At 72.6% G+C, this 22319-nt stretch carries 18 protein-coding genes and 1 pseudogene; 9 read left to right on the forward strand and 10 right to left on the reverse strand.

The window, feature by feature from the left end; genetic code table 11:
- Positions 1-5: 5 nt before the first annotated feature.
- Positions 6-1025: a non-homologous end-joining DNA ligase gene (gene ligD, locus ACWGE1_RS08250; RefSeq protein WP_453419744.1), complete on the reverse strand. Its 1020-nt coding sequence runs from the start codon at positions 1023-1025 to the stop codon at positions 6-8.
- Between the two features lie 75 nt (positions 1026-1100).
- Between ligD and ACWGE1_RS08255 the strand changes: the two genes are divergently transcribed.
- Complete coding sequence (locus tag ACWGE1_RS08255) at positions 1101-2192, forward strand: ATP-dependent DNA ligase (protein WP_453419745.1); 1092 nt, start codon at positions 1101-1103, stop codon at positions 2190-2192.
- Between the two features lie 51 nt (positions 2193-2243).
- Here ACWGE1_RS08255 and ACWGE1_RS08260 read toward each other — a convergent pair whose 3' ends face one another.
- Positions 2244-3737: an FAD-dependent oxidoreductase gene (locus tag ACWGE1_RS08260; protein WP_453419746.1), complete on the reverse strand. Its 1494-nt coding sequence runs from the start codon at positions 3735-3737 to the stop codon at positions 2244-2246.
- 7 nt (positions 3738-3744) lie between these two features.
- A complete protein-coding gene (locus ACWGE1_RS08265; RefSeq protein ID WP_453419747.1) occupies positions 3745-4716 on the reverse strand; it encodes an NAD(P)/FAD-dependent oxidoreductase in 972 nt (323 codons plus the stop codon).
- A 66-nt stretch (positions 4717-4782) separates the two neighbouring features.
- Between ACWGE1_RS08265 and ACWGE1_RS08270 the strand changes: the two genes are divergently transcribed.
- Both ACWGE1_RS08270 and ACWGE1_RS08275 read left to right on the forward strand, forming a co-directional pair.
- The gene (locus ACWGE1_RS08270) at positions 4783-5400 is read left to right on the forward strand and encodes a helix-turn-helix domain-containing protein (RefSeq protein WP_453419748.1); all 618 of its coding nucleotides are present in this window, start codon (positions 4783-4785) and stop codon (positions 5398-5400) included.
- On the forward strand, positions 5397-5930 hold the full coding sequence (locus ACWGE1_RS08275; RefSeq protein WP_453419749.1) for a nucleotide triphosphate diphosphatase NUDT15: 534 nt from the start codon (positions 5397-5399) through the stop codon (positions 5928-5930). The genes ACWGE1_RS08270 and ACWGE1_RS08275 overlap by 4 nt, the downstream gene beginning before the upstream one ends.
- A gap of 47 nt (positions 5931-5977) precedes the next feature.
- Here ACWGE1_RS08275 and ACWGE1_RS08280 read toward each other — a convergent pair whose 3' ends face one another.
- From ACWGE1_RS08280 to ACWGE1_RS08295, 4 genes are all read right to left on the reverse strand, one after another.
- Complete coding sequence (locus ACWGE1_RS08280) at positions 5978-6640, reverse strand: GOLPH3/VPS74 family protein (protein WP_453419750.1); 663 nt, start codon at positions 6638-6640, stop codon at positions 5978-5980.
- A gap of 189 nt (positions 6641-6829) precedes the next feature.
- Positions 6830-8890 carry an MDR family MFS transporter gene (locus tag ACWGE1_RS08285; RefSeq protein ID WP_453419751.1) on the reverse strand — a complete coding sequence of 687 codons (2061 nt, stop codon included), beginning with the start codon at positions 8888-8890 and terminating at the stop codon, positions 6830-6832.
- Positions 8891-8961: 71 nt separating this feature from the next.
- The gene (locus ACWGE1_RS08290; protein WP_453419752.1) at positions 8962-10329 is read right to left on the reverse strand and encodes a 6-phospho-beta-glucosidase; all 1368 of its coding nucleotides are present in this window, start codon (positions 10327-10329) and stop codon (positions 8962-8964) included.
- Positions 10330-10476: 147 nt separating this feature from the next.
- Positions 10477-11349 (reverse strand): helix-turn-helix domain-containing protein, encoded by an 873-nt coding sequence (locus ACWGE1_RS08295; RefSeq protein ID WP_453419753.1) that lies wholly within the window; start codon positions 11347-11349, stop codon positions 10477-10479.
- Between the two features lie 334 nt (positions 11350-11683).
- On the opposite strand from ACWGE1_RS08295, the gene ACWGE1_RS08300 reads away from it, so the two are divergent.
- The 3 genes from ACWGE1_RS08300 to ACWGE1_RS08310 all read left to right on the forward strand — a co-directional run bounded on the left by ACWGE1_RS08300 (position 11684) and on the right by ACWGE1_RS08310 (position 14140).
- Positions 11684-12352: a helix-turn-helix domain-containing protein gene (locus ACWGE1_RS08300; RefSeq protein WP_365469225.1), complete on the forward strand. Its 669-nt coding sequence runs from the start codon at positions 11684-11686 to the stop codon at positions 12350-12352.
- Between the two features lie 64 nt (positions 12353-12416).
- Positions 12417-12974, forward strand: coding sequence for a toxin-antitoxin system, toxin component (locus tag ACWGE1_RS08305; protein ID WP_453419754.1), 558 nt, complete (start codon positions 12417-12419; stop codon positions 12972-12974).
- Positions 12971-14140, forward strand: coding sequence for an MAB_1171c family putative transporter (locus ACWGE1_RS08310; RefSeq protein ID WP_453419755.1), 1170 nt, complete (start codon positions 12971-12973; stop codon positions 14138-14140). The genes ACWGE1_RS08305 and ACWGE1_RS08310 overlap by 4 nt, the downstream gene beginning before the upstream one ends.
- Before the next feature lie 66 nt (positions 14141-14206).
- On the opposite strand, the gene ACWGE1_RS08315 is transcribed toward ACWGE1_RS08310, so the two are convergent.
- On the reverse strand, positions 14207-14989 hold the full coding sequence (locus tag ACWGE1_RS08315; RefSeq protein ID WP_453419756.1) for a bestrophin-like domain: 783 nt from the start codon (positions 14987-14989) through the stop codon (positions 14207-14209).
- 75 nt (positions 14990-15064) lie between these two features.
- Positions 15065-15706 (reverse strand): hypothetical protein, encoded by a 642-nt coding sequence (locus tag ACWGE1_RS08320; protein WP_453419757.1) that lies wholly within the window; start codon positions 15704-15706, stop codon positions 15065-15067.
- 115 nt (positions 15707-15821) lie between these two features.
- Between ACWGE1_RS08320 and ACWGE1_RS08325 the strand changes: the two genes are divergently transcribed.
- Entirely contained in the window at positions 15822-17483 is a 1662-nt protein-coding gene (locus tag ACWGE1_RS08325; protein WP_453419758.1) for a serine/threonine-protein kinase, read from the forward strand.
- A 78-nt stretch (positions 17484-17561) separates the two neighbouring features.
- Here ACWGE1_RS08325 and metG read toward each other — a convergent pair whose 3' ends face one another.
- Positions 17562-19310: a methionine--tRNA ligase gene (gene metG, locus ACWGE1_RS08330; protein ID WP_453419759.1), complete on the reverse strand. Its 1749-nt coding sequence runs from the start codon at positions 19308-19310 to the stop codon at positions 17562-17564.
- A gap of 433 nt (positions 19311-19743) precedes the next feature.
- Between metG and ACWGE1_RS08335 the strand changes: the two genes are divergently transcribed.
- Positions 19744-20319: a sigma factor-like helix-turn-helix DNA-binding protein gene (locus ACWGE1_RS08335; protein ID WP_453419760.1), complete on the forward strand. Its 576-nt coding sequence runs from the start codon at positions 19744-19746 to the stop codon at positions 20317-20319.
- Positions 20320-21122: 803 nt separating this feature from the next.
- Positions 21123-21842: pseudogene (locus tag ACWGE1_RS08340) on the forward strand (IclR family transcriptional regulator domain-containing protein); the annotation flags it as partial.
- Positions 21843-22319: the final 477 nt, after the last annotated feature.

Here is a 22319-nt window from a genome sequence, read left to right on the forward strand (position 1 = left end):
GGCAGTCAGTCCTCGTGCTTCGCCCGGCTGGGCTGGACCCGCTTGGGTTCGCCCGGCATCTTCGGGTAGTCCGGGGGGTAGGGCATGTCGCCCAGGCCGTGCTCGTGTTCGTCGCGGGCCGCGAGTTCCAGCACGGCGTCCAGGGCGAAGGCGTGCTCGTCCATGTCCGCGTGCAGATCGCCCAGTTCGGCGAAGCGCGCCGGCATCGTCACGATGTCGAAGTCGCGGGGCTCCGCGTCGTCCACCTCGTCCCAGCGCAGTGGCGCCGATACCGGGGCGTGCGGGCGGGGGCGGACGGAGTAGGCGGAGGCGATCGTGCGGTCGCGGGCCGTCTGGTTGTAGTCGACGAAGATCCGCTCGCCGCGCTCCTCCTTCCACCAGGCCGTCGTGACCTTGCCGGGCATGCGGCGTTCCAGTTCCCGGCCCAGCGCGATGGCGCAGCGCCGGACCTCGGTGAACGTCCAGCGCGGCTCGATCGGCACGAAGACGTGCAGTCCGCGGCCGCCCGAGGTCTTGGGCCAGCCGCGCAGACCCAACTCCTCCAGCAGGGCGCGCAGTTCATGGGCGGCCGCCACCGCGTGGTGATAGTCGGTGCCCGGCTGCGGGTCCAAGTCGATCCGGAGCTCGTCGGGGCGGTCGGTGTCCTCACGCCGCACCGGCCAGGGATGGAAGGTGAGGCAGCCCAGGTTGACCGCCCACAGGACGGCGGCCGGTTCGGTCGGACAGATCTCGTCGGCCGTGCGGCCGCTCGGGAAAGCGATGTGAGCGGTGGGGATCCAGTCGGGAAGGTTCTTCGGTGCCCGCTTCTGGAAGAAGGACTCGCCCTCCACCCCGTCCGGAAAGCGTTCCAGGGTCGTCGGCCGGTTGCGCAGGGCGCGGGTGATGCCGGGCGCGACCGCGAGGTAGTACTCGGCCACGTGCCGCTTGGTGAGGCCGCGCTCCGGGAAGTACACCTTGTCCGGGCTGGACAGCCGTACCGTCCGCCCGCCCGCGTCCAGCTCGATCGCACTACCGGCAGCACCCATGTGCGCCACGGTAGGCGGGCCGGGCGATGCGCGCATACCGGGCGGGCCAGGACGTACCGCCGCAGAATCAATGGCATGGATCTGCCAGTGATGCCGCCCGTGAAGCCGATGCTCGCCAAGTCCGTGGCGAAGATCCCGCCCGGGATGCAGTACGAGGCCAAGTGGGACGGCTTCCGGGCCATCGTGTTTCGCGACGGCGATGAGATCGAGATCGGCAGCCGCACGGGAAAGTCCCTGACCAGGTATTTTCCCGAGCTGGTGGAGGCGCTGAAGAGCAATCTGCCGAGTCGCTGCGTCATGGACGGTGAGATCGTGATCGTCCATGAAGGGCGTCTCGATTTCGACCGGCTGACCGAGCGGATCCATCCCGCGCAGTCCCGCGTCGCCCTGCTGGCCGAGACCACCCCGGCCGGCTTCGTCGCCTTCGACCTGCTCGCCCTCGGCGACGAGGCGCTCCTCGACACCCCGCTCGCCGACCGCCGTACCGCCCTCGCCCGGTCCCTCTCCACTGCTCGGCCCCCCGTCCATCTCGCGCCCGCGACCACCGATCCCGCGCTCGCGCAGGAGTGGTTCGAGCGATTCGAAGGCGCCGGGCTCGACGGGGTGATCGCCAAACCCCTCGATCTCCCCTACCGGCCCGATGCCCGCCTCATGTTCAAGGTCAAACACGAACGTACGGCCGATGTCGTCGTCGCGGGTTTCCGTTTCCACAAGAGCGGTCCGATTGTCGGATCGCTGCTGCTCGGCCTGTACGACGCCGACGGCGCCCTCCAGCACGTGGGCGTGTGCGCCGCCTTCCCCATGAAGCGCCGCGCCGAGCTGGTGGAGGAACTCGAACCCCTGCGGATGCCCGACCCGACCGGCCATCCCTGGGCCGCATGGGCCGATGAGTCCGCCCATGAGAGTGCCCGGCTGCCCGGCGCCCAGAGCCGCTGGACCGGCAAGAAGGACCTCTCCTGGGTCCCGCTGCGCCCCGAGCGGGTCGTCGAGGTGAGGTACGACCACATGGAGGGCGACCGCTTCCGGCACACCGCCCAGTTCCACCGCTGGCGCGCCGACCGGACCCCCGAGAGCTGCACCTACACCCAGTTGGAGGAGGTCGTCGGCTACGACCTCGCCGAAGTGCTCGGCCCCGCCGCCGGCACCGCCGCCGGGACCTCCGGCTGAGCGGCGGCAGGGCCGCCCATCCCGGCTCGACCCGCTCCGCCGCGATCCCCCTCACCCCGCCGTCAGCTTCTCCCACTCCTCCCGGTCCGGCCCCGCCGCGTTCGGCACGTAGTCCGGCCGGGCCGCCAGCCAGCGCGCCACCCGGGCACGGATCTCCGGATCGGCGTACGCCCGCTCCGGCGGCTCCGCCAGGTGCCGGACCCTCGCCCGCGCCCGCATCACCTCGGGATCCTCCAGCGCGCATTCGAACAGCGCGGACACCTCGCGCACCGTCCCGCCGCGCCCGGCCCGCGTCGCGAAGCGCTCCCCGATCGCCGCGTCGGCGACCACCTGGAAGTCGAACCACGGCTTGAGGGTGCGTTCGGCCCAGGCGTGGTGATCAGTGGCGTACCGCACCGATCCCGGGTCCCGGTGCACCGTACGGGCCACTCTGCGGGCGGCCCACAGGGCGAGCGAGGTGCCCTGTCCCAGAGTCGGGTTGGTGTGCGTGATCGAGTCCCCGACCGGCACCAGTCCCGTCACCACCGGGCCCTGTTCGTCGACCAGCGTGCTCCACCGGTTGTCCAGGCTCGCCGTGGCCAGGACGCCCGACAGCGGTTCGGCGCCGAGGGCCAGCCAGGCCGCGCCGGGCGGGAAGGCCCGCGCCGCCGCCTCGAAGACGGCTGGGTCGCGCAGCGCCGAGCGCGTCGTGTCCGCGGTGTGCACGAACAGCGTCACGGCGAACGACCGGTTGTCGGCCGGGAAGACGGCGCACCCGGCGAAGGCGCCGCCCGTCACCGCCCACGGCCGGCGCGGCCCCTCGTCCATGCCCTCCGGCAGCCGGTACCAGCGGCAGAAGTAGGCGAGCCCGGTGCGGTGCCGTTCCACGACGGGCGGCCTGCAGCCCACCTCGGCCAGCCTGCGCTCGGTGCCCCCGCGCCGCCCGCCGGCGTCCACGACCAGGTCCCCCGCGTAGCTCCCGGTCTCGGTGGTCACTCCCGTCACCCGGATCCCGGTGGCCTCGGACGACCCGGGGGCCGCGGTCAGCCCGGTGACCGGCTCCCCGCACCGGACGACGACCCCCGGTTCCGCGCGCAGTGCCGTGGCCAGAGCGCTCTCCAGCACGATCCGCCGGGCCTGCAGCATCACGAGGTCCTCGTCCCCGGGCCGCTCGGGGGGACGGACGTCGAACCAGTCCAGCTCGTGCCGTTCGCGGGCGCCGAGCCGGAGCATCTCGGCGTGGACGTCGGGAAGGTCGCCGCGCAGGACGTTGCGGGCGGCCCCGAGCAGTACGTGCGGCTGGGCCGCCTGCGGTACGGTCGGCCGCCGCCAGTCGAAGAAGTCACGGTCGAGGGCGGTGCCCGGGGTCCGGGGATCGCACTCGAAGACCTCCGCCGTGTGACCGCGCCGCGCCGCGAGCAGGGCGGTGGCGGGCCCCGCGACACCTCCGCCGATGACCAGCACATGTGCCATGGAGCGTCCCTCCGAGCCGTTGGACCGTACGACGATCACACTGCCCAGAGCCTGCGCGAACGAGGGCCGGCCGAAACCCGCACATTCATCCATGAATCGCTCACACGTCCGATCGATGGGCCTCCAGGGCCTGCCGGGTCTCGGCCTCGATCAGGTCGCCATTGACGGCCGCGGCAGCCTGTGCCCCCTGGGCGGCCGCGCCCGCGACCTTCTCCAGCGGAGAGGTCACGTTCCCCGCGACCCAGACCCCGCGCAGCGCCGTGGCTCCGGTGGCCGGATCGGACTCGACGCAGGTGCCGATCGCCCGGCCGTCCCGCTCCACGACCGCGGTCGGCAGGCCGAGGCTCGTCAGGACCCCGGAGCGGGCGGTGAACCGCGGGGCCACCACCAGGGCCCGGCACTCCACCTCGCCGCCGCCCGCCAGGGTCACCCCGGTCAGCCGGTCGCCCCGCACCGCGAGGCCGGTCACCTCGCCCTCGACGATCCGGATCCCGAGGGCCGCCAGCAGCTCGCGCTCCTCGGCACCGAGCCTCCAGGTGTGCGCCAGCAGGGTGGTCCGCCCACTCCACTGCCGCCAGAGCTGCGCCTGATGCACGGCGAGCGGGCCGTCGGCCAGCACCGCGATCGGCTGGTCCCTGACCTCCCAGCCGTGGCAGTACGGGCAGTGCAGCACGTCCCGCCCCCAGCGCGCGCCGAGCCCCGGCACGGCGGGCAGCTCGTCCACCAGTCCGGTGGCGACCAGCAGCCGGCGCGCCCGTACCGTCGAGCCGTCCCCGCAGCGGACCAGGAAACCGCCGTCGGGCAGCCGGTCCGCGGCCACGACCGTGCCCGGCCGGATCTCCCCGCCGTAGCCGGTCACCTCCGCGCGCCCCCTGGCCAGCAGTGCGGCCGGGCTCTCCCCGTCCTGGCCCAGGTATCCGTGCATGTGTGCGGCCGGGGCGTTGCGCGGACTGCCGGAGTCGATCACCAGTACCGAACGGCGGGCCCGGACCAGCGTGAGTGCCCCGGCGAGCCCGGCGGCCCCAGCGCCCACGACCACCACGTCGAACGAGCTGTCCCTTGCGTTGTCCATGCCTGTGAGGGTCTGCCCCCGGCGGCCCGCTTGACAAATGTTCTTGCCGAAGCGGCAAATGGAGCCATGGCCACCGAGGAGCAGGACGAGGAACTCGCGGGGGTGCTCACCGCCGTGGGCCCGCGGCTGCGCACCCTGCGCCGACAGCGCGGCACCACGCTCGCCCAGCTCAGCGAAACCACCGGCATCTCGCTCTCGACGCTCTCCCGGCTGGAGTCGGGGCAGCGCAGGCCGACGCTGGAGCTGCTCCTTCCGCTGGCCAGGGCGCACCGGGTGGCGCTGGACGAGCTGGTCGGCGCCCCGGAGACCGGGGATCCCCGGATCCGCCCGCGCCCCTTCGTCCGGCACGGCAGCACCTACGTGCCGCTGACCCGGAACTTCGGCGGGGTCCATGCCTTCAAGCAGATCCTCCCGCCCCTCGACGGTCCGCCGCCCGAGCCCGAAATGCAGGTCCACGAGGGCTACGAGTGGCTGTACGTGCTGTCCGGACGCATCCGGCTGCTGCTCGGCGAGCACGACCTCGTCCTCGGCCCCGGAGAGGCCGCCGAGTTCGACACACGCACCCCGCACGCCTTCTTCAACGCGGGTCCGCAGGCGGCCGAGTTCCTCAGTCTCTTCGGCCCGCAGGGCGAGCGGATCCACGTCCGGGCGCGGCCCGCCACCCCATCGGAAGGACGTCCATGAGCGCCACCGACGAGCAGTCCGAGCACCCCCAGCATCCCGACCACCCGCACGCCGCGCGTCCTGAGCGGGCCGCGCCGACGCCCCATGCCGTCGTCGGGGTCGGACTGGTCGTCGTGGCCCCGGACGGCCGGGTGCTCCTCGGCCAGGCGCACGACGGCCGCTGGGAACTGCCCGGCGGCAAGGTCGACCCCGGGGAGGGCTTCGAGCAGGCCGCGGCCCGGGAGCTCGCCGAGGAGACGGACCTGAGGGCGGACCCCGGGTCGGTCAGCGTCCTGTCCGTGCAGATCGAGGCGGTGTCCGGCCTGACCCGGCTGACGGCAGCCGCCGTCACCACCTCGGCGCAGGGCGTCCCCACCGTCACGGAACCGCACAAGATCGCCCGCTGGCAGTGGTTCGCCCCGGCCGAGATCCCGTCGGCCCTGTACCTCCCGTCGGCGGCCGTGCTGCACGCCTGGCGCCCGGATCTCGCCCTTCTGCCGCAGGTCCCCTCGCACGACTACCGGATCTCGGGACCGGCGCCGAGCGCCTGAGCACCCGCAGCCATGCCCGTACCCGTACCCGTACCCGCAGCCACCGCCTAGCTGGTGGCCGTCAGTACCGTCACCGTGGTCACCGCCACCATCGCGGCCTGCATGTCGCGGATGGCCGTCCGGACGCTCTCGGCCGCCCACTGGCCGGCGGCTATCTCCGCCGACCTCACGGACACCTCGCCCGGCTTCCGGTCGGGGAAGGCGAGCCGGTGCAGCTTGGCCGAGTGGATCAGGGCGATGAGGCCCGCCGTGCGCTCGTCCGGCTCGGCGCCCTCGATGACGACGCTGTGGAGCCGCTCGCGCAGGGCGCGCTCGACGGTGCCGTCGACCTCCGGGTAGCGGCGCTGCGGGAACATGCCGAGCACCTTGTGCACCTGTGCCACCACGAGCCCGCGCTCGCCCAGGCTCTCCAGCGCGGCGGCGACCGCCTTCGGCTGGTCCTTCGTCAGCCAGTCCGTCACCCTGCGCTTGCTGCGGCCCCGCAGCCATGCCTCCATCAACCGGATCCGGCCGTCGAGCAGTTGCTCCCCGGTGGACTCGGTGTTCCTGAGCTCCAGGTACTTGCCCGATACCGACACCCGCTCCGCCATCACGAGCTCCAGCAGGAGCGCGCCCGCCACGGCCCAGCCCGCCGACTGGCGCTGTCGTGCCGCCCCGGACTCGTCTTCCAGGGAGAGCAGCATGATCTCCTCGGCCAGTGTGATCCTCACTTGCGCCCCCCGTCGTCCATCCGTCCGCCCCGCTGCCCGGTCGGCCGACTGCCCAACTGCCCGGCTGTCCCACGGCCTCGAAGGAGAGGACGTGCACCGGCCCCCGGAAGTTCCTTGCCGCACCTGCCGGATCCACCGGATCTGCCGCACCTGCCGAACCGGCCGGCCCCGGCAATCCCCCGCCGCCGCCTACCCCCGCAACACCACCTTCGGCGCGAAGTTCCCCTCCTCCAGGTCCTCCGCCAGCAGCCGCTTCGCGATCGCGTCCGCCGCCACCCGCAGTTCGGCGCTGCGCGGCCGCCCGCGGTCCTTCTCCAGCTCGTCCTTGAGCCAGTCCCCCCACGCCTTCGAGATCACATCGGCCTCCCGCTGTCCGGCCGGGGTGAGGGTGAAGAAGCTGCCGTCGCGGCTGAGGAAGCCCTCCTGCTCCATCCGGTCGTAGACCGGGACCAGTACCTCCGGTGGGAGGGAACGGCGCCCGGCGATCAGCCCGAGGCTGGCATAGCCGATCGTCCGGGTCATCACCTCCACCTGCATGACCGCCCAGGCGGCCGCGATGTCCAGCCGGGTCTCGGAGCCCTCGACGATCCCGCGGGCCGTGTCCGCCCCCATGTTCCGCACGAGCTTGCCCACGGCCAGCTCCAGCAGCTTGGCCGAGTTGCCCGAGGCCGTGGCCGGCGAGCCGAAGCCGTCGCCCATGTCCGTGGACCCGGCCCGGGCGCTGTCGCGCAGCTTGACCTGCTTGAGGAAGAGCCCGACGACGAACCCGAAGACCGCGACCGGCACCGTCCAGAGGAACACCGTGTGCAGGGCCTCCGCGTACGCGTCGATCACCGGGGCGGCGGCCTCCGGAGGGAGCTGGTGCACGCCTTCCGGGGTGGACGCGGCCTTGGCCAGCTGCGCCGGGTCCTGCCCGGTGAGCCGTGCCGCCTCCGCGACCGCCGCCTCCAGTCCGGGCCCCAGGTGGTTCGCGTAGATCGTCCCGAAGACCGCCGTCCCGAAGGCGCTGCCGAGCGTACGGAAGAAGGTGACACCGGAGGTGGCCGTGCCGAGGTCGGCGTAGTCGACGGTGTTCTGCACGGCGATCGTCAGCACCTGCATGGACAGGCCGATGCCCGTGCCGAGCACGAACATGTACAGGGATTCCAGCAGGGTGCTGGTCCCCGGCTGCATCCGTGACAGCAGGTACAGGCCGATGCCCATGACCGCGTTGCCCACGATGGGGAAGATCCGGTACTGGCCGGTCTTGCTGGTGACGTTGCCGCTGAAGACGGAGGCGAGCAGCAGGCCGAAGACCATGGGCAGGGTGCGGACGCCCGAGATCGTGGCCGAATCACCGTCGACGTACTGGAGGTAGGTCGGCAGGAACGTCATCGCACCGAGCATCGCGAAGCCGACGACGAAGCTCAGTACGGAGCACACGGCGAAGACCGGATTGCGGAAGAGCCGCATGGGCAGCATGGGCTCCGCGGCCCGCGTCTCGGCCAGGCAGAACAGGGCCAGGGCGACGGCGCCCCCCGCGAACAGGCCGATGATCACGGGTGAGGTCCAGGCGTACTCGTTGCCGCCCCAGCTGGTGGCCAGGATCAGCGCGCTGGCGCCGATCGCGACCAGTGCGATGCCCAGGTAGTCGATCGTCGGCCGCCCCGAGGCCCGCACCGCCGGGATCGTCCGGGCGGCGGCGATGACGACGAGGATCGCGATCGGGACGTTGACGTAGAAGCACCACCGCCAGGTCAGCTGATCGGTGAAGAAGCCGCCGAGCAGCGGTCCGATCACGGTGGCGACCCCGAAGACGGCGCCGATCATGCCCTGGTACTTGCCGCGTTCGCGCAGGGGCACCACATCGGCGATCAGTGCCATGGCGGTGACCATCAGGCCGCCGGCCCCGATGCCCTGGACGCCGCGCCACACGATCAGGAGCGTCATGTTGCTGGACAGACCGCACAGGAAGGAGCCGCTGATGAAGACGATGGCGGAGATCTGGAAGATGAGTTTCCGGCCGAAGAGGTCGCCGAACTTGCCCACCAGCACGGTCGACACGGTCTCCGCGAGCAGGTAGGAGGTCACCACCCACGACATGTGGTCCCCGCCGCCGAGGTCCCCCACGATCGTGGGCAGGGCGGTTCCGACGATCGTCTGGTCGAGTGCCGCCAGCAGCACACCGAGCATGATCGTGCCGAAGATGACGTTGCGCCGCCGCCGGTCGAGCACGGGAGGTGCGGTGGCTGTGTCGGGGGCAGTGGTCACCCTCGCACTGTCACAGCGCGCCCGCCGCACCGCATGCGGCGCTGCGCCGTACGGGGGAACGCGCGCCGGGGTCAGCGCAGGTGGGCCAGGCCCGGGTGCTCCGCCGCGTACCCGTCGACCAGCCGCCGGGCCACGCCCACCGAGTCGACCAGCGGATGGAGTGCGAAGGCCTTGACCGCGTCCGCCCGCGAACCGCTCGCGGCCGCCGCCAGGATCTCCCGCTCGACCGCCTTGACGGCTGTCACCAGCCCCACCGCGTGCAGGGGCAGCTGCGCGACGCCCACCGGGTGGGCGCCGTTCGCGTCGACCAGGCAGGGCACCTCGATGACGGCCTCGGCGTCGAGGACGGACAGCGTCGAGCGGTTGCGGACGTTGAGGATCAGCGTGGCCCGCTCGTCCCGGGCGATGGCCCGCATCAGCGCGAGGGCGACCTTCTCGTAGCCGCCGGATTCGAGGTCGCTCCCGTCGCGCTCCCCGACCCCCGCCGCCTCGCGGTTCTCGGCCATGTACGTGGCCTCGCGCTCGGCCCGGGTGCGGTCCCAGGCGGCCAGCGCCGCCCCGGCCGGTGCTCCGGCCCGGCCCGCCTCGGCGTAGAAGCCTCGCTGCTGGTCGCGCAGGAAGGCCCCGCGCGTCTGCTTGGCCTCCTGGTACGCCCGTACGGTGTCACGGTTGAAGTAGTAGTAGTGCAGGTACTCATTGGGGATCGCGCCGAGCGAGCGCAGCCAGTCGGCCCCGAAGAGCCGGCCCTCCTCGAAGGACTCCAGGGCCTCGGTGTCGGCCAGCAGCCGGGGCAGCTCGTCGCGGCCGCCGATGCGCAGCCCGCGCACCCACCCCAGGTGGTTGAGGCCGACGTAGTCGATCCATGCCTCCTGCGGCCGGGCGCCCAGCAGCCGGGCGATGCGCCGGCCCAGGCCGACGGGGGAATCGCAGATGCCGATCACCCGCTCGCCGAGCTCCTCGGCCATCGCCTCGGTGACCAGCCCGGCCGGGTTGGTGAAGTTGATGACCCATGCCTCGGGGGCGGTACGGGCGATCCTCCGGGCGAGCTCGCGGGCCACGGGCACGGTCCGCAGGCCGTACGCGATCCCGCCCGCGCCCACCGTCTCCTGGCCCAGGACACCCTCGGCCAGGGCGATCCGCTCGTCCGCGGCGCGCCCTTCCAGGCCACCGACGCGGATGGCGGAAAAGATGAAATCGGCCCCGCGCAGGGCCTCGTCGAGGTCCCCGGTGGCCGTGACGGCCGGGGCGTCCACCGCCGGGCCGTCCGCCGCGGCGGCCGCGGCCTGGTCCCCGAGCACCCGGGCCATGGCGGTGAGCCGCGCCGGGTCCTCGTCGTACAGCGTCACGTGGGACACCCTGCCCTCGGCCCGGTCGCCGAGCAGGGCCCCGTAGACGAGCGGTACCCGGAAGCCGCCCCCGCCGAGGATCGTCAGCCGCACGCCCCTACCGCCTTTCGCCCCTGCAGATCGTGTTGCCGGCGCCGCCGCCGCGGTCGCCGATGCCACGATCGGTGACACGATCGGTGACACGACCGGTGGCACGCGGCCGACGGCACACACCCGTCGGCACCAGTCTGCCCCGGCCGGTCACTCCACCGGCGACGGCACGGCGCGCAGCCTGGCACCCTGCTGGTGCGTGAAGCCGCCGCCGCCCTGGACCGGGCCCCTCGGCGCGCCGGTCGGCGTCGAGAGGACGAGGGTGATCCGGGTCAGTCCCATCTCGCCGAGCATCCGGCTGGTTTCGGCCACCATCCGGCAGCGCACCAGTCCCCATCGCGGGTCGGGGTGGCGCACGGTGCGCACCGCTCCGTCCAGCTCGGCGGCGTCGGTCCCGTGCGTGCTCAGCCAGTGCGGCACCCCGTACCGGTAGGCCGCCTCCATGAACGGGTCACGGGCCACCTCCTGGCGGATGCTGCGCAGCCCCTCGTCCTCGGGAGCCCCGGCCAGCGCGGTCGCGAACTGGGCCAGCAGCGGTACGCACCAGGCCGGTTCGTGGTCCTCCAGTACGGCCGCCGCGTCCGGGTGGAACAGCACGAAGCGCAGGAAGTTGTCGTCCGGCAGGGCCGTCGGGTGCGGCCGCACGGACTGGAAGAGCTGGTCGAAGGCCGAGTTGGTCAGGGCCACGTCCCAGCGGTGGTCGACCAGGAAGCTCGGGTAGGGCACGGACTCCATGAGGGCCGCGTAGTCGCACAAGTAGTCGCGCTGCGCGGGGTCCTCGGGAAGCCGGTTCTCCTCGGCGGCGCGCCACGTGGGCGGCGGGTCGCGGTCGACCATGACGCGGAACAGCCAGAAGCACTGCCGCTCGCTCATCTCCAAGGCCTCGGCCAGGGCGAGGAGTTTACGGTCCGTCCACTCCTTGACCAGGCCTCTTTCCCAGTTCCCGTACGCGCGCACGCTGATGCGCAGCCGGGCGGCGAGGTCCTCCTGGCTCAGGCCCAGCTCCTCGCGGCGCTGGCGCAAAATCTCCTTGCGTCGCTCCGACCGCACGGCACCACGGGCGGATTCCTCGCCCGTCATGCGCTCTTCACCGGCTCGGGCGAGTCCATCGGACGGGCCCACCGCTGCGAGATGTGGCACTGAGAGCTCCCCCTCCTCCGGTATGGATCTTCATTTCCGTGTGGCGATCCTGCTACCGACTTCATTCGAGTGTCAACTATTGTGGCAATTCCAGCCTCTTGACAGCTCATTCCCGCCACAGCTGTGGCACGTTATAGCCCTTCTGGGCGAGAGCGGCTAGATTCCAGAAGCCGACCATGTGCCCATACCGACTTCGCGCGATCTAGGAGAACCACTGGTGACAGACGGCTTCCCGGCTCCCGTCGCGGTAGCCAACGCACCCCTGGCAGCCACCATCACGCGTGTCGCCGAACTCGCGGGCAAGATGGGCCGCGACCTGAACCAGGTCTTCGACCTGCGGCGGCTCTCCGAGGCCTCCGGCGTGCCCACGGACGTGGTCAGGACCCTGCTCGACGGCAGGCCGGCCGGCGAACCCGATCTGCAGACCCGGTTCCTCCAGCGCCTCGACCTGCTCCGGCGGACCCGTGTCAAACCGAACGGCCGCCGGTACACGCAGCAGGAGATCGCGGACGGCGCCGGCATGTCGCGGCAGCAGGCCGGGGCCCTGATCAACGGCGACCGACGCCCCACCATGGAACACTGCGACGCGATCCAGCGGTTCTTCGGAGTGCACGCCGGGTTCCTCACGGCACACGATTCCGACGCCCTCACGGACGCGCTCCAGCGGACCGAACAACAGCTGCTCCAGGACTTCGCGGGGCGGGCGCGGGAAACCGTACCGGCCTCGGCCGCATCGGCGGGCGATCCACTGGCAAGACTCCTCCAGAACCACGGTGTACGGGGCATCGCCTGGCGCGCCGCCCAACTGCCCAGCGACAAGCACCGGGACAAGGTGACCGAATGGCTGGACATGCTCCTCGAAAGCGTAAAACCGAACGAGTCCTGACCCAGTCGAAAGCCTGGGTCTGATCCTTGAGTCCTGATCCGGATCCGCGCCGACGGGGAGAACGGTGAGCATAGGCAGAGAGCAGCGGCGGTTGTGCGGGGAGCTGGTGGCCGGCATCCGGCTGACCGCCCCCGTGGAACCCGTGGACCTCTACGCTGCCCTCTGCGAGGGCATGAGCAGACACCGCGGCCGCCGGGTGGACTTCCGGATGGCCTCGTTCCCACCGCGGACGGCCAGCGGCCTGTGGCTCGACATGGCGGACCGCGATCTCGTCGTCATCGAGGAACGCACCGCGCCGGACCACCAGCTGGTGATCCTGGGTCACGAGCTCTGGCACATGAAGGCCGGCCACTGCAGTCACCACGTCGACGGCGCCGCCGTCGCCGCGCGGCTGCTGACCGACGAGGCCGACATCGGCGAGACGGTCCGCCGGGTCGCCGCGCGCACGCGCGCCGACGTCCGGGAGGAGACCGAGGCCGAAACCTTCGGCTTACTGCTGGGCAGCAGGTGCCGGAACTGGCTCGCCGGATCGGCGAGCCACCGGGCCCCGGTCCAGCGCGATCAATTGGCGGGCCGGATCGAGGCCTCGCTGGGCTACCGGGGGCACAGGAACGACCGTTGAACGGCGAGGACTACTACATACCGGCGGCCGCGATGGCGATCTCGCTCGCCTTCAAGCTGCCGGCCCTGCGGCACAACTGGCGCGACCCGCTCCTGCGGTCGGTCGTCGCCCTGCTGACTCTTGCGGGAGCGGTGTTCACCTTCGCCGCCCCACCCACCATCGCGGCCGTCAACCGCTGGACCGGGATCGTCAACGTCTCGGCCCCCCTGGTGTACTGCCTGATCACCGCGTTCAGCGCCTCCTGCCTGATCCTGATGGTCAACTGGCGGGGCGGCCCGCCCGAACAGACCGAACGCATCTCGCGCCGCTGGATCCTGGGCTACAGCGTGGTGGTCGTGGCCCTGATCGTGCTCTTCGCCCTCGGCGAGACCCCGGAGGAGCGGCTGCGCGACTTCGACACCCACTACGCGAACACGCCCTACATCGGGCACATGATCGCCCTCTACCTGGTGGCGCACCTCGTGGCCGCGGTGGTGATGGTGGTCCTGTGCTGGCGCTGGTCGCTGCAGGTGCGCGGATGGCTGCGGGTCGGCCTGGTGATCATCGTCGTCGGCTACCTCTTCAACCTCTCCTACGACGCCACCAAGATGACCGCCGTCGTCGCCCGCTGGACCGGCCACGACCTCGACGGCCTGAGCACCTTCGTCGCCCCGCCGCTCGCCTCCCTCGGGGCGCTGATCAGCGCAATGGGCTTCGTGGTGCCGCTCGTCTGCCAGCGCCTGTCGGACCACTGGCAGATCTGGGCGACGTACCGCCGGCTCGGCCCGCTCTGGCAGGAGGTGCAGATCTCCGCACCCAGCGGCACCCCCTCCGTGCAGATGGCCTGGTGGTCCGCGGCCGAACTGCGGGTGATCCAGCGCGAGTCGGACATCCACGACGGCTTCCTGCACCTCGGCCCGTACTTCGACAAGGGCCTGCGCGACGACGCCTACGAGAGCGCCGTCGCCGAGGGGGCCGACGAGGAGGCCGCCCGGGCGGTGGCCGACGCCGCCATGGTCGCGGCCGCCGTGCGGGCCCGCTCCGCCGACCCCGACGGAAAGATCATCGGGGAGGACGAGGAGACCCTCCTCGACACCGCCGACGGTCCGCGCGACCTCCTGCGCATCTCCCACGCTCTGCGGCACTCGCCGGTGGTGCAGGAGGTCCGGCGTCAGGTCACCGTGTAGCGGCGACCTGCGTCCGCCGGCCGCCGCCACCCGACCGCCCGCCGCCCGCCGCCCGCCGCCCGCCGCTCAGCGGGTGGCGGCCGCCACGGTCGCCGACGCCGGGAAGAGGTCCTGGAACGGTGCGGCCGAATCGATCCCGTCCCGCCCGTACGGCGCGTCGAAGCTCCACACCATGAAGAGCAGGAACACGATCAGCGCGCTGAACAGCCCGGCGAGCAGCAACTCCCGCCCGGAGCGGCGGATCTGCAGGGTGAAGATCAGCCCGACCGTGACCACCCCGCCGACCAGCAGCCCGAACCACACCACGCCCGGCAGGGTGGACTCGGAGCTCTGCATCCGCGAGTGCCGCGCGTCGTCGGCGGCGGCGATGTGGTCCAGCAGCGGCTGGTAGGCCTGCGCCTGGAGCTCGGTGGCCGGGCTCTGGTGCGTGACGTCGCTGCGCAGCTTGCCGAGCAGCGCGGCCCCCTCGGCCGAGGCGCCGTCGCCGGAGGTCAGCAGCGGCCAGTCCACGGCGACGGTGTGGGAGACGTACGCGTCCACCTCTCCCCGGATGCGGTCGCGGACGGCCGCCGGGTAGACGTCGGCGCGCTGGGTGACCTCGTACAGGGCCTGGGCCTCGCGGCGCACGCTGTCCTCGGCGGCGCCGCGCGCCTCCCAGACTCCCGCGATGGCCAGGCCCAGCACGATCGCGTAGACCACGCCCACCATCATCGTCATGTACTCGATGACATCGGGGGTTTCGCTGGTGTCCTCGTCGTCGGCGGCCCGGCGGTGCCGGATCGCGGTGATGGCGAGGACGACGGCGCAGACGAGCGCCATGGCGATGGCCAGGACCAGCCATTCGGACACGTGGATTCTCCCGGTGTGGATCGATGGATCGATGAACAGGCGATCGGCGGACGGGGCCGCGGGGGTGCGCGGCGGTCAGCCGCGGCTCTTGGAGCGTGGGCGCAGGGCGGCAGCGGCGAGGACGGCCGGGGTGGTGACGACGACCATCAGCATCACGGTGGACATCCCGCCCGGGCCGCGCCGCTCCACGGCCACCGAGCGGTACGGACGCACGTGGAAGGCGCTCACCCGTGCGACGGCGGCCCTGGCCGCGGGCGGGGCGGGTGCCCCGGCCGGCGCCGGTTCGGATGCGTCCCCGGGACCCGGCGCGGGTACCGGCGGCTCCGGCTCCCCGGGCCCGGCCTCCGCGGAAGGCCGCACCGCACCCGGCGCACCGACCGCACCCACCGTGTCCCCCACGCCCGCCGCGCCCCGCGGCTCCGGCCGCCCGGGCCGCGCCGGCGGCTCGGGACGCGCGGGCCGGCCCGCGGGGGTGGCCGACTGCGCGGGCCGCCCGGGGTGACGCACGGTGGGACGGTCGGTACCCGGCACGCCCACCCGCACCGGGGGCTGTCCGGGCGGCGGCCGGAAGACCGGCCTGCTCGGCTGCCCGGCCGGTACGCACAGGTCGACACGGGCTCCGCGGCCGTTGCCGTCACCGGCGACCGCCACGTGGCCGTGCAGCGGGCAGAGCGCCGCCACCAGGCCCGCCCCGGCGAAGTACTGCCAAGCGGTCACCGCGCGCCTCCCGAATTCCGGAGCAGATGAATGGGCTACCGCTGAAGAAACGATCAAGGGGCGGCTTCGACACGCGGCGGACGGGTGCCGTTCCCGGATGCGGCATGATGTCGCCATGGCTACCGAGGGGGCGGACGCCCGTCTGATCGCAGGGCGCTACCGGCTCGACGCCAGGCTCGGACGCGGTGGCATGGGCATCGTGTGGCGCGCCACCGACCAACTGCTCGGCCGCAGCGTCGCCGTCAAGGAGGTCGTGCTCGACCCCGCGCTGTCCGCGGACGAGGCCCGGCAGCAGCGTGAGCGCACACTCCGCGAGGCACGGGCGGCCGCGCAGCTCAAGCACCCCCACATCATCGTGGTGCACGACATCGTCGAGGACGGCGAACTCCCCTACATCGTCATGGAGCTGGTCGAGGGCGGCTCCCTGGCCGACCGGCTCGCCCGCACCGGTCCGGTGGACGTCACGGAGGCGGCCCGGATCGGGGTCGCTCTGATCGGCGCCCTGCGGACGGCGCACGCGGCCGGGGTGCTGCACCGGGACATCAAGCCGGCGAACGTCCTGCTGGAGGCGCCCGGCGGCCGGCCCGTGCTCACCGACTTCGGCATCGCGCAGGTGTCGGGCGCGACGACGCTCACCACCACCGGGTCCTTCGTCGGTTCCCCCGAATACACCGCGCCCGAAAGGATGTCGGGACAGACGCCGGCGGGGCCCGAGGCCGATCTGTGGTCCCTGGGCGCCCTGCTCTGCGCGGCCCTCACCGGCAGGTCGCCCTTCCGCCGGGACTCGCTCGGCGGGGTGCTGCACGCGGTGGTCTTCGACGAGATCCGGCCGCCCGCGGAGTGCGGCCCGCTGCTGCCCGTGGTGCGGGGACTGCTGGAGCGCGATCCCGCGCAGCGGCTCGGCGCGCAGGAGGCGGAGCGGATGCTGCGGGCCTCCGCGGAGGCGGCGCCGCGGTCCACCCGGACGGAGTACACACCGACGGAGTACACGCCGACGCAGCACGGCGCGACCGGGGCCGGACCCGAGCCCGCACCGGCCTCCGCGTCCGGGCCGACACCGGTGTCGGCGCCCGTAGCCGTACCCGCGCCCGTGCCCGTGGGCGCACCCGGGAAACGGCGGCCGTGGGCGGCACTGTTCGCCGCCCTCCTGGTGGCCGCGATCGCCGGGGCGGGCGTGTCCGCCGCGTTGCTCATGAACGACGACGCACGGGACGGGGAGACGTCCACGAGCGGTGCGGCCGGTCAGCGGCCCTCGCCGACGCCGACGCCCGCCTCCGGCGCCCCCGGCGAGCAGATCGGCACGGTCTCCCCCTCCTCCGACGACAAGGCCGCCCCGGCCGGCTACCGCGTCGCCCGGGACCCGGAGGGCTTCTCGCTCGCCGTCCCCATCGGCTTCACCCGCAAGGTGGAGGGTTCGCGGATCTTCTACATGTCGCCCGGTGAGACCTTCCGCATCGGCATCAAGGTGGCGGAGCCGGAGTCGGGCGGGCCGGTCGCCGTCCATCAGCGCGCGCACGTCAGGGGCCCGTCGAACAACCCCGGTTACCGGGACGCCGAGGTCGTGACCACCTTGCAGAACGGCCGGCAGGCCGCCCTCTGGCTGTTCACCTGGGACGGCTTCTCCGCGGTCGAGGGCCCCCGGCACACCCGCGACCTGTGCTGGGAGGAGGACGGCCGGCTGTACGACGTGTGGGTGTCGTCGCCGGTGCGCCAGAGCGACGAGGCCCGGGGCTACTTCGACACCGCGGTGCGCACCTTCGTACGCACCGCCGGCTGACCGGTGTGACCCTGCGGGCACGCGAAAGGGCGCGACCCCGAAAGGTCGCGCCCCTCATTCTTGGGGCCCGAGGGGGCCTCAGGCCTCCGGGGAACCGCCGAAGCGCTCGCGGTAGGACTCCAGGTCCTCCTCGGTGACCCTCGCGAAGAGCACCGGCGGCACGGTGAACGGGGTGCCGGCGGCAACCGCGTCCAGGGACCGGGCCTGCTCCGGGGTGACCCACGTGGCCGTGTCGTCGGCGAGCGCGAACGAGGAGCGCATGGCGCGCGCCGAGGCCGGGATGAACGGCTCGGAGACCACCGAGTAGAGGTGGATGAGGTTCATCGCGGTGCGCAGGGTGAGCGCCGCGCCCTCGAGGTCGGTCTTGACCTCCAGCCAGGGGGCCTTCTCGTCGAGGTACGCGTTTCCGGCCGACCACAGGGCGCGCAGCGCGGCCGCGGCCTTGCGGTACTGCAGGGACTCCATGTGGCCCTCGTACTCGGCCAGCAGTACGGCGATCTGCTCGCCCAGCTTGGCCTCGGCCTCGCCGGCGGGGCTGCCGGCGGGAACCTCGTCGCCGAACTTCTTGCGGGAGAAGGTCAGCACGCGGTTGACGAAGTTGCCGAGGGTGCCGCCGAGGTCCTTGTTGACCGTGGCGGCGAAGTGCTCCCACGTGAAGGACGAGTCGTCGGACTCGGGCGCGTTGGCGATGAGGAAGTAGCGCCAGAAGTCGGCCGGGAGGATCTCCAGCGCCTGGTCGGTGAAGACGCCGCGCTTCTGCGAGGTGGAGAACTTGCCGCCGTAGTACGTCAGCCAGTTGAAGGCCTTGACGTAGTCGACCTTCTTCCACGGCTCACGGGTGGCCAGCTCGGTGGCGGGGAACATCACCGTGTGGAACGGGACGTTGTCCTTGGCCATGAACTGGGTGTAGCGGACGTCCTCTGCCTCGTACCACCACGACTTGTAGTCGCGGTTCGCCGGGTCCAGGTCCGACCACTCCTTGGTGGAGCCGATGTACTCGATCGGGGCGTCGAACCAGACGTAGAAGACCTTGCCCTCGGCGGCGAGCTCGGGCCAGGTGTCGGCCGGGACCGGGACGCCCCAGTCGAGGTCACGCGTGATGGCGCGGTCGTGCAGGCCCTCGGTCAGCCACTTGCGGGCGATGGAGGAGGCGAGCTGCGGCCACTCCTCCTCGTGCTCGGCGACCCATGCCTCGACCTCGTGCTGGAGCTTGGACTGCAGGAGGAAGAGGTGCTTGGTCTCGCGGACCTCCAGCTCGGTGGAGCCGGAGATGGCCGAGCGGGGCTCGATCAGGTCCGTGGGGTCCAGGACGCGGGTGCAGTTCTCGCACTGGTCGCCGCGGGCCTTGTCGTAGCCGCAGTGCGGGCAGGTGCCCTCGACGTAGCGGTCCGGCAGGAAGCGGCCGTCGACCGGCGAGTACACCTGCCGGATCGCACGCTCCTCGATGAAGCCGTTCTCCTGCAGGCGGCGCGCGAAGTGCTGGGTGATCTCGCGGTTCTGCTCGGAGGAGCTGCGGCCGAAGTAGTCGAAGGACAGCTCGAAGCCGTCGTAGACCGCCTTCTGGGCGTCGTGGGCCTGCGCGCAGAACTCGGCGACCGAGATGCCGGCTTCCTTCGCGGCGAGTTCGGCGGGGGTGCCGTGCTCGTCGGTGGCGCAGATGTAGAGGACGTCGTGGCCGCGCTGGCGGAGGTACCGGGAGTACACATCCGCCGGAAGCATCGACCCGACCATGTTGCCCAGGTGCTTGATCCCGTTGATGTACGGAAGCGCGCTGGTGATCAGGTGTCGAGCCATCCTCGGATGCTCCATTTCCTCTGTGCGGTACAACGTGACGTGACGGATTGTGAGTGCGGTTCATCGTATCGAACCGCCGAAAGGCCACGCGCCGCATTTGTTCGGGGTGGACGTAACGCAAAAGCGAGGGCAGTGACCTCTCCGTCACGGCCCTCGCGATCAGGCCCATGCTACAGCCGGACGGCGGAGCACCCGACCGGTGCCCGGCAGGGTCGGGCGGTGGTGACGGCACCCGCAGCAGGCATATGCATACGTGCTGGCTGGAGCCGTGCACGATCGAGATCGATCACGGGTCGATCATCCGCGACGCATTGCTTCCAGCTTTCTTCTCTGCGCCCTCCGAGTGCGCCCGCGCTGCTTTCCTGTTCCAGCGCACAGGGGATGAGGTGGAGCGGTGAACGATGGCGGACCGGAGGAGTCCGGTGGGGCCGTGGGACTACCGAGCCGGCGCCGGCGGCCGACTCCCATGAGCCAGTGGGACCCGACGGCGCGCCTGTCGTACTGGGCCTTCCACGCCAACCGGCGGCCCGCGTACATGCGCTTCGCGTATCTGCAGCTGGGCTCCGACGCGGCGGCGGAGGAGGCGGTGGACGCCGCTTTCGACTCGATCATGGGCGAGTGGCTGCGGATGCTCCACATGGACCGCCTGGACGCCTACGCCTGGACCGTCCTCAAGCGCTGCCTGGTCGACCGGCAGCGCCTGCGCGAACCCTGGCGGCAGCCGCCCGAGCCGATGGACATCAGCGCCTTCGAGGCCGCCCTCAAGGACGCCCACGCCGACCGGTACGAGGTGCTGACCGACACCATCCGCTTCTACTCCGCCGTCTCCCGGCTCGCCGAGCGGCAGCGGGACGCCGTACTCCTGCGGTACGGGCTCCAGTGCACCCCCGGCGAGGCCGCCGCCGTGATGGGCGTCGACGAGGCCACCCTCCGCTCCAGCCTCGGACAGGCCCACCGGCGGCTCGCCCGCCTGCTCGCCACGTCCACCGCACCGCCCGAATCGGCCACACCACCCGAATCTGCCGAATCAGCCGAATCATGAGGCGCTACGAACGACAGGAGCTGCAGGAGGGCGACGGGATCCCCCGCACCCTGGCCGAGTTCCTCGCCCGGGCGGGCGTCCGCGACCGCTACCGGCACTACGACCTCGGCGCCGCCGAAGCCCGGCTGCTTCGCGCCACACCGCACACCCCCACCTCCGGACACCGCGCCCGCCGGCGGTCCGTGCACGGCTGGAGCGACCCCACCCGGGACTGCCCGCTCGACGCCGAACGGGCCCGCCGCGACCTCAAGGCCGTCTGCCTGGCCTCCGCGTGCGCGCCCAGGGCCGGGGCGCACCTCGACTCCTTCCTCTCCGACGGGCGCACCGACCTGGCCGGGGCCGTCGTCTTCGGCTGCCTGCTGCACCTGGCCGGGCTGCGCGAAGGAGCCCGCTTCTGGTGGCAGTTCGCCGCCGGATCCGGGAGCCCCCGAACCTCCGCGGCCGCCTACTGCCTCTTCCTCGACCACTCCCGGCGCGGCGAGCACCACGACGCCCGGCACTGGGCGCGCGAGCTGGGCCGGCGCGGCTTCCGGCCGACCGGGCGGCGGGATCTGCGCGAGATCCGGCTGTGCGCGCAGGCGGCCGTGCTGCGCCACGTCGACCAGTTCGAGGATCCCGACCTGGGCCCGGTGCCGCTGCCCAGGCCCGGACTGTCCGGGGTGCTGGCCTCGTTCCTGCCCCCGCCGCCCGTCACCGTGCCGGCCCCGGCGGCCGCGCTCCGGGCGGCCGCCGGACCGCTGCGCCACCCCGCACTGACGGCGGCGGCCCGCGGGAGCGCCGCCCGGGCCGGGACGGGCCGGGCCCTGGCCGAGGCCCGCCGCGCGCTGGCCGTCGTACGCGTCCTGGAACAGCACCCGTTGGGGGTGCGGGCCGCCCAGCTCGCCCGGGAGTCCGGCCTCGCCGACGGGGAACTGCGGCCCCTGCTGGCGATGCTGTGCGAGGAGGAGTACGCGTACCGGCCGGCCCTCGGGGTGTACGCGCGCGGGCCCGCCCTGCAGCGGCTGGCCGCCCCCGGCGGGCACGGTCTGGCCGGGCAGCTCCAGCGCACCCTGGCGCTGGCCCGGGACAGCGCGGGCGCCGCGGTCTACCTCAGCCGGTACGCCGAGGGCGAGGTCCGGATCACACAGATGGCGGCCGGGCCCGCGACCCCGCCGGTGCGCGAGTGGGTCGATTTCCGGGCGGCCGCGCACGCCAGCGCGGTCGGCAAGTGCCTGCTGACCCAGCTCGACCACGACGGCCGCGCCGACCACGTGGCCCGGCACCGGCCCGCGCGGCTCACCCGGCGGACCATCACCGACAGCCGGGTGCTGTTCAGCGCCCTGGACGCGCTGGCTCCGGGCGCGCCCGTGTTCGACCTGCGCGAGTACTCCCCCGGGGTCGTCTGCTCGGCGGTCCCGATCGCCACCGGGGGCACCGCCGGGAGCCTCGCGCTCTCACTGCCCGCGTCGCACGCCCACCGGCTGGGCGCGGCCACCGAGGCCCTGCGCCGCAAGGCCGTCCCCGTGCTGCTGGCCCTGCTCCTGACGGGCGCGATCCCCCCGGACGCCCCGGCCGCGGCGAAGCCCCCTCCGCAGGCCCCGCCGGAGCAGGCCCGGACCATGCGCGCCCCGGTCACCCCGGTCACTCCGGAGACCCTGCGCCACCTGCGGCGCCTCTTCCGTACCCCGCTCACCGGAGGCACGGCCGCCGCGGGCGGTCCGCATCTGGTCAGCGACACCACGGCGGCCGCCGCCTACCTCTTCGACGCCGTCGCGGAGAGCGACCAGCCCCGGCTGTCGCTGCCGCACACCTTCACGTCGGTCACCCCGGGCAGCCTGATCACCCCGACGGGGCTGGTGGTCCTGGAACCATGACCGGGCCAGGGCGCGGTTCGGCCGGGCCCGGCCCGGCCGAACCGGAAACGGGAATACAGAAGAGCCCCACACGATGTGTGGGGCTCTTGCTTGTGTCCGAGGGGGGACTTGAACCCCCACGCCCGATAAAGGGCACTAGCACCTCAA

The organism is Streptomyces sp. NPDC054932 (genome assembly GCF_053610205.1).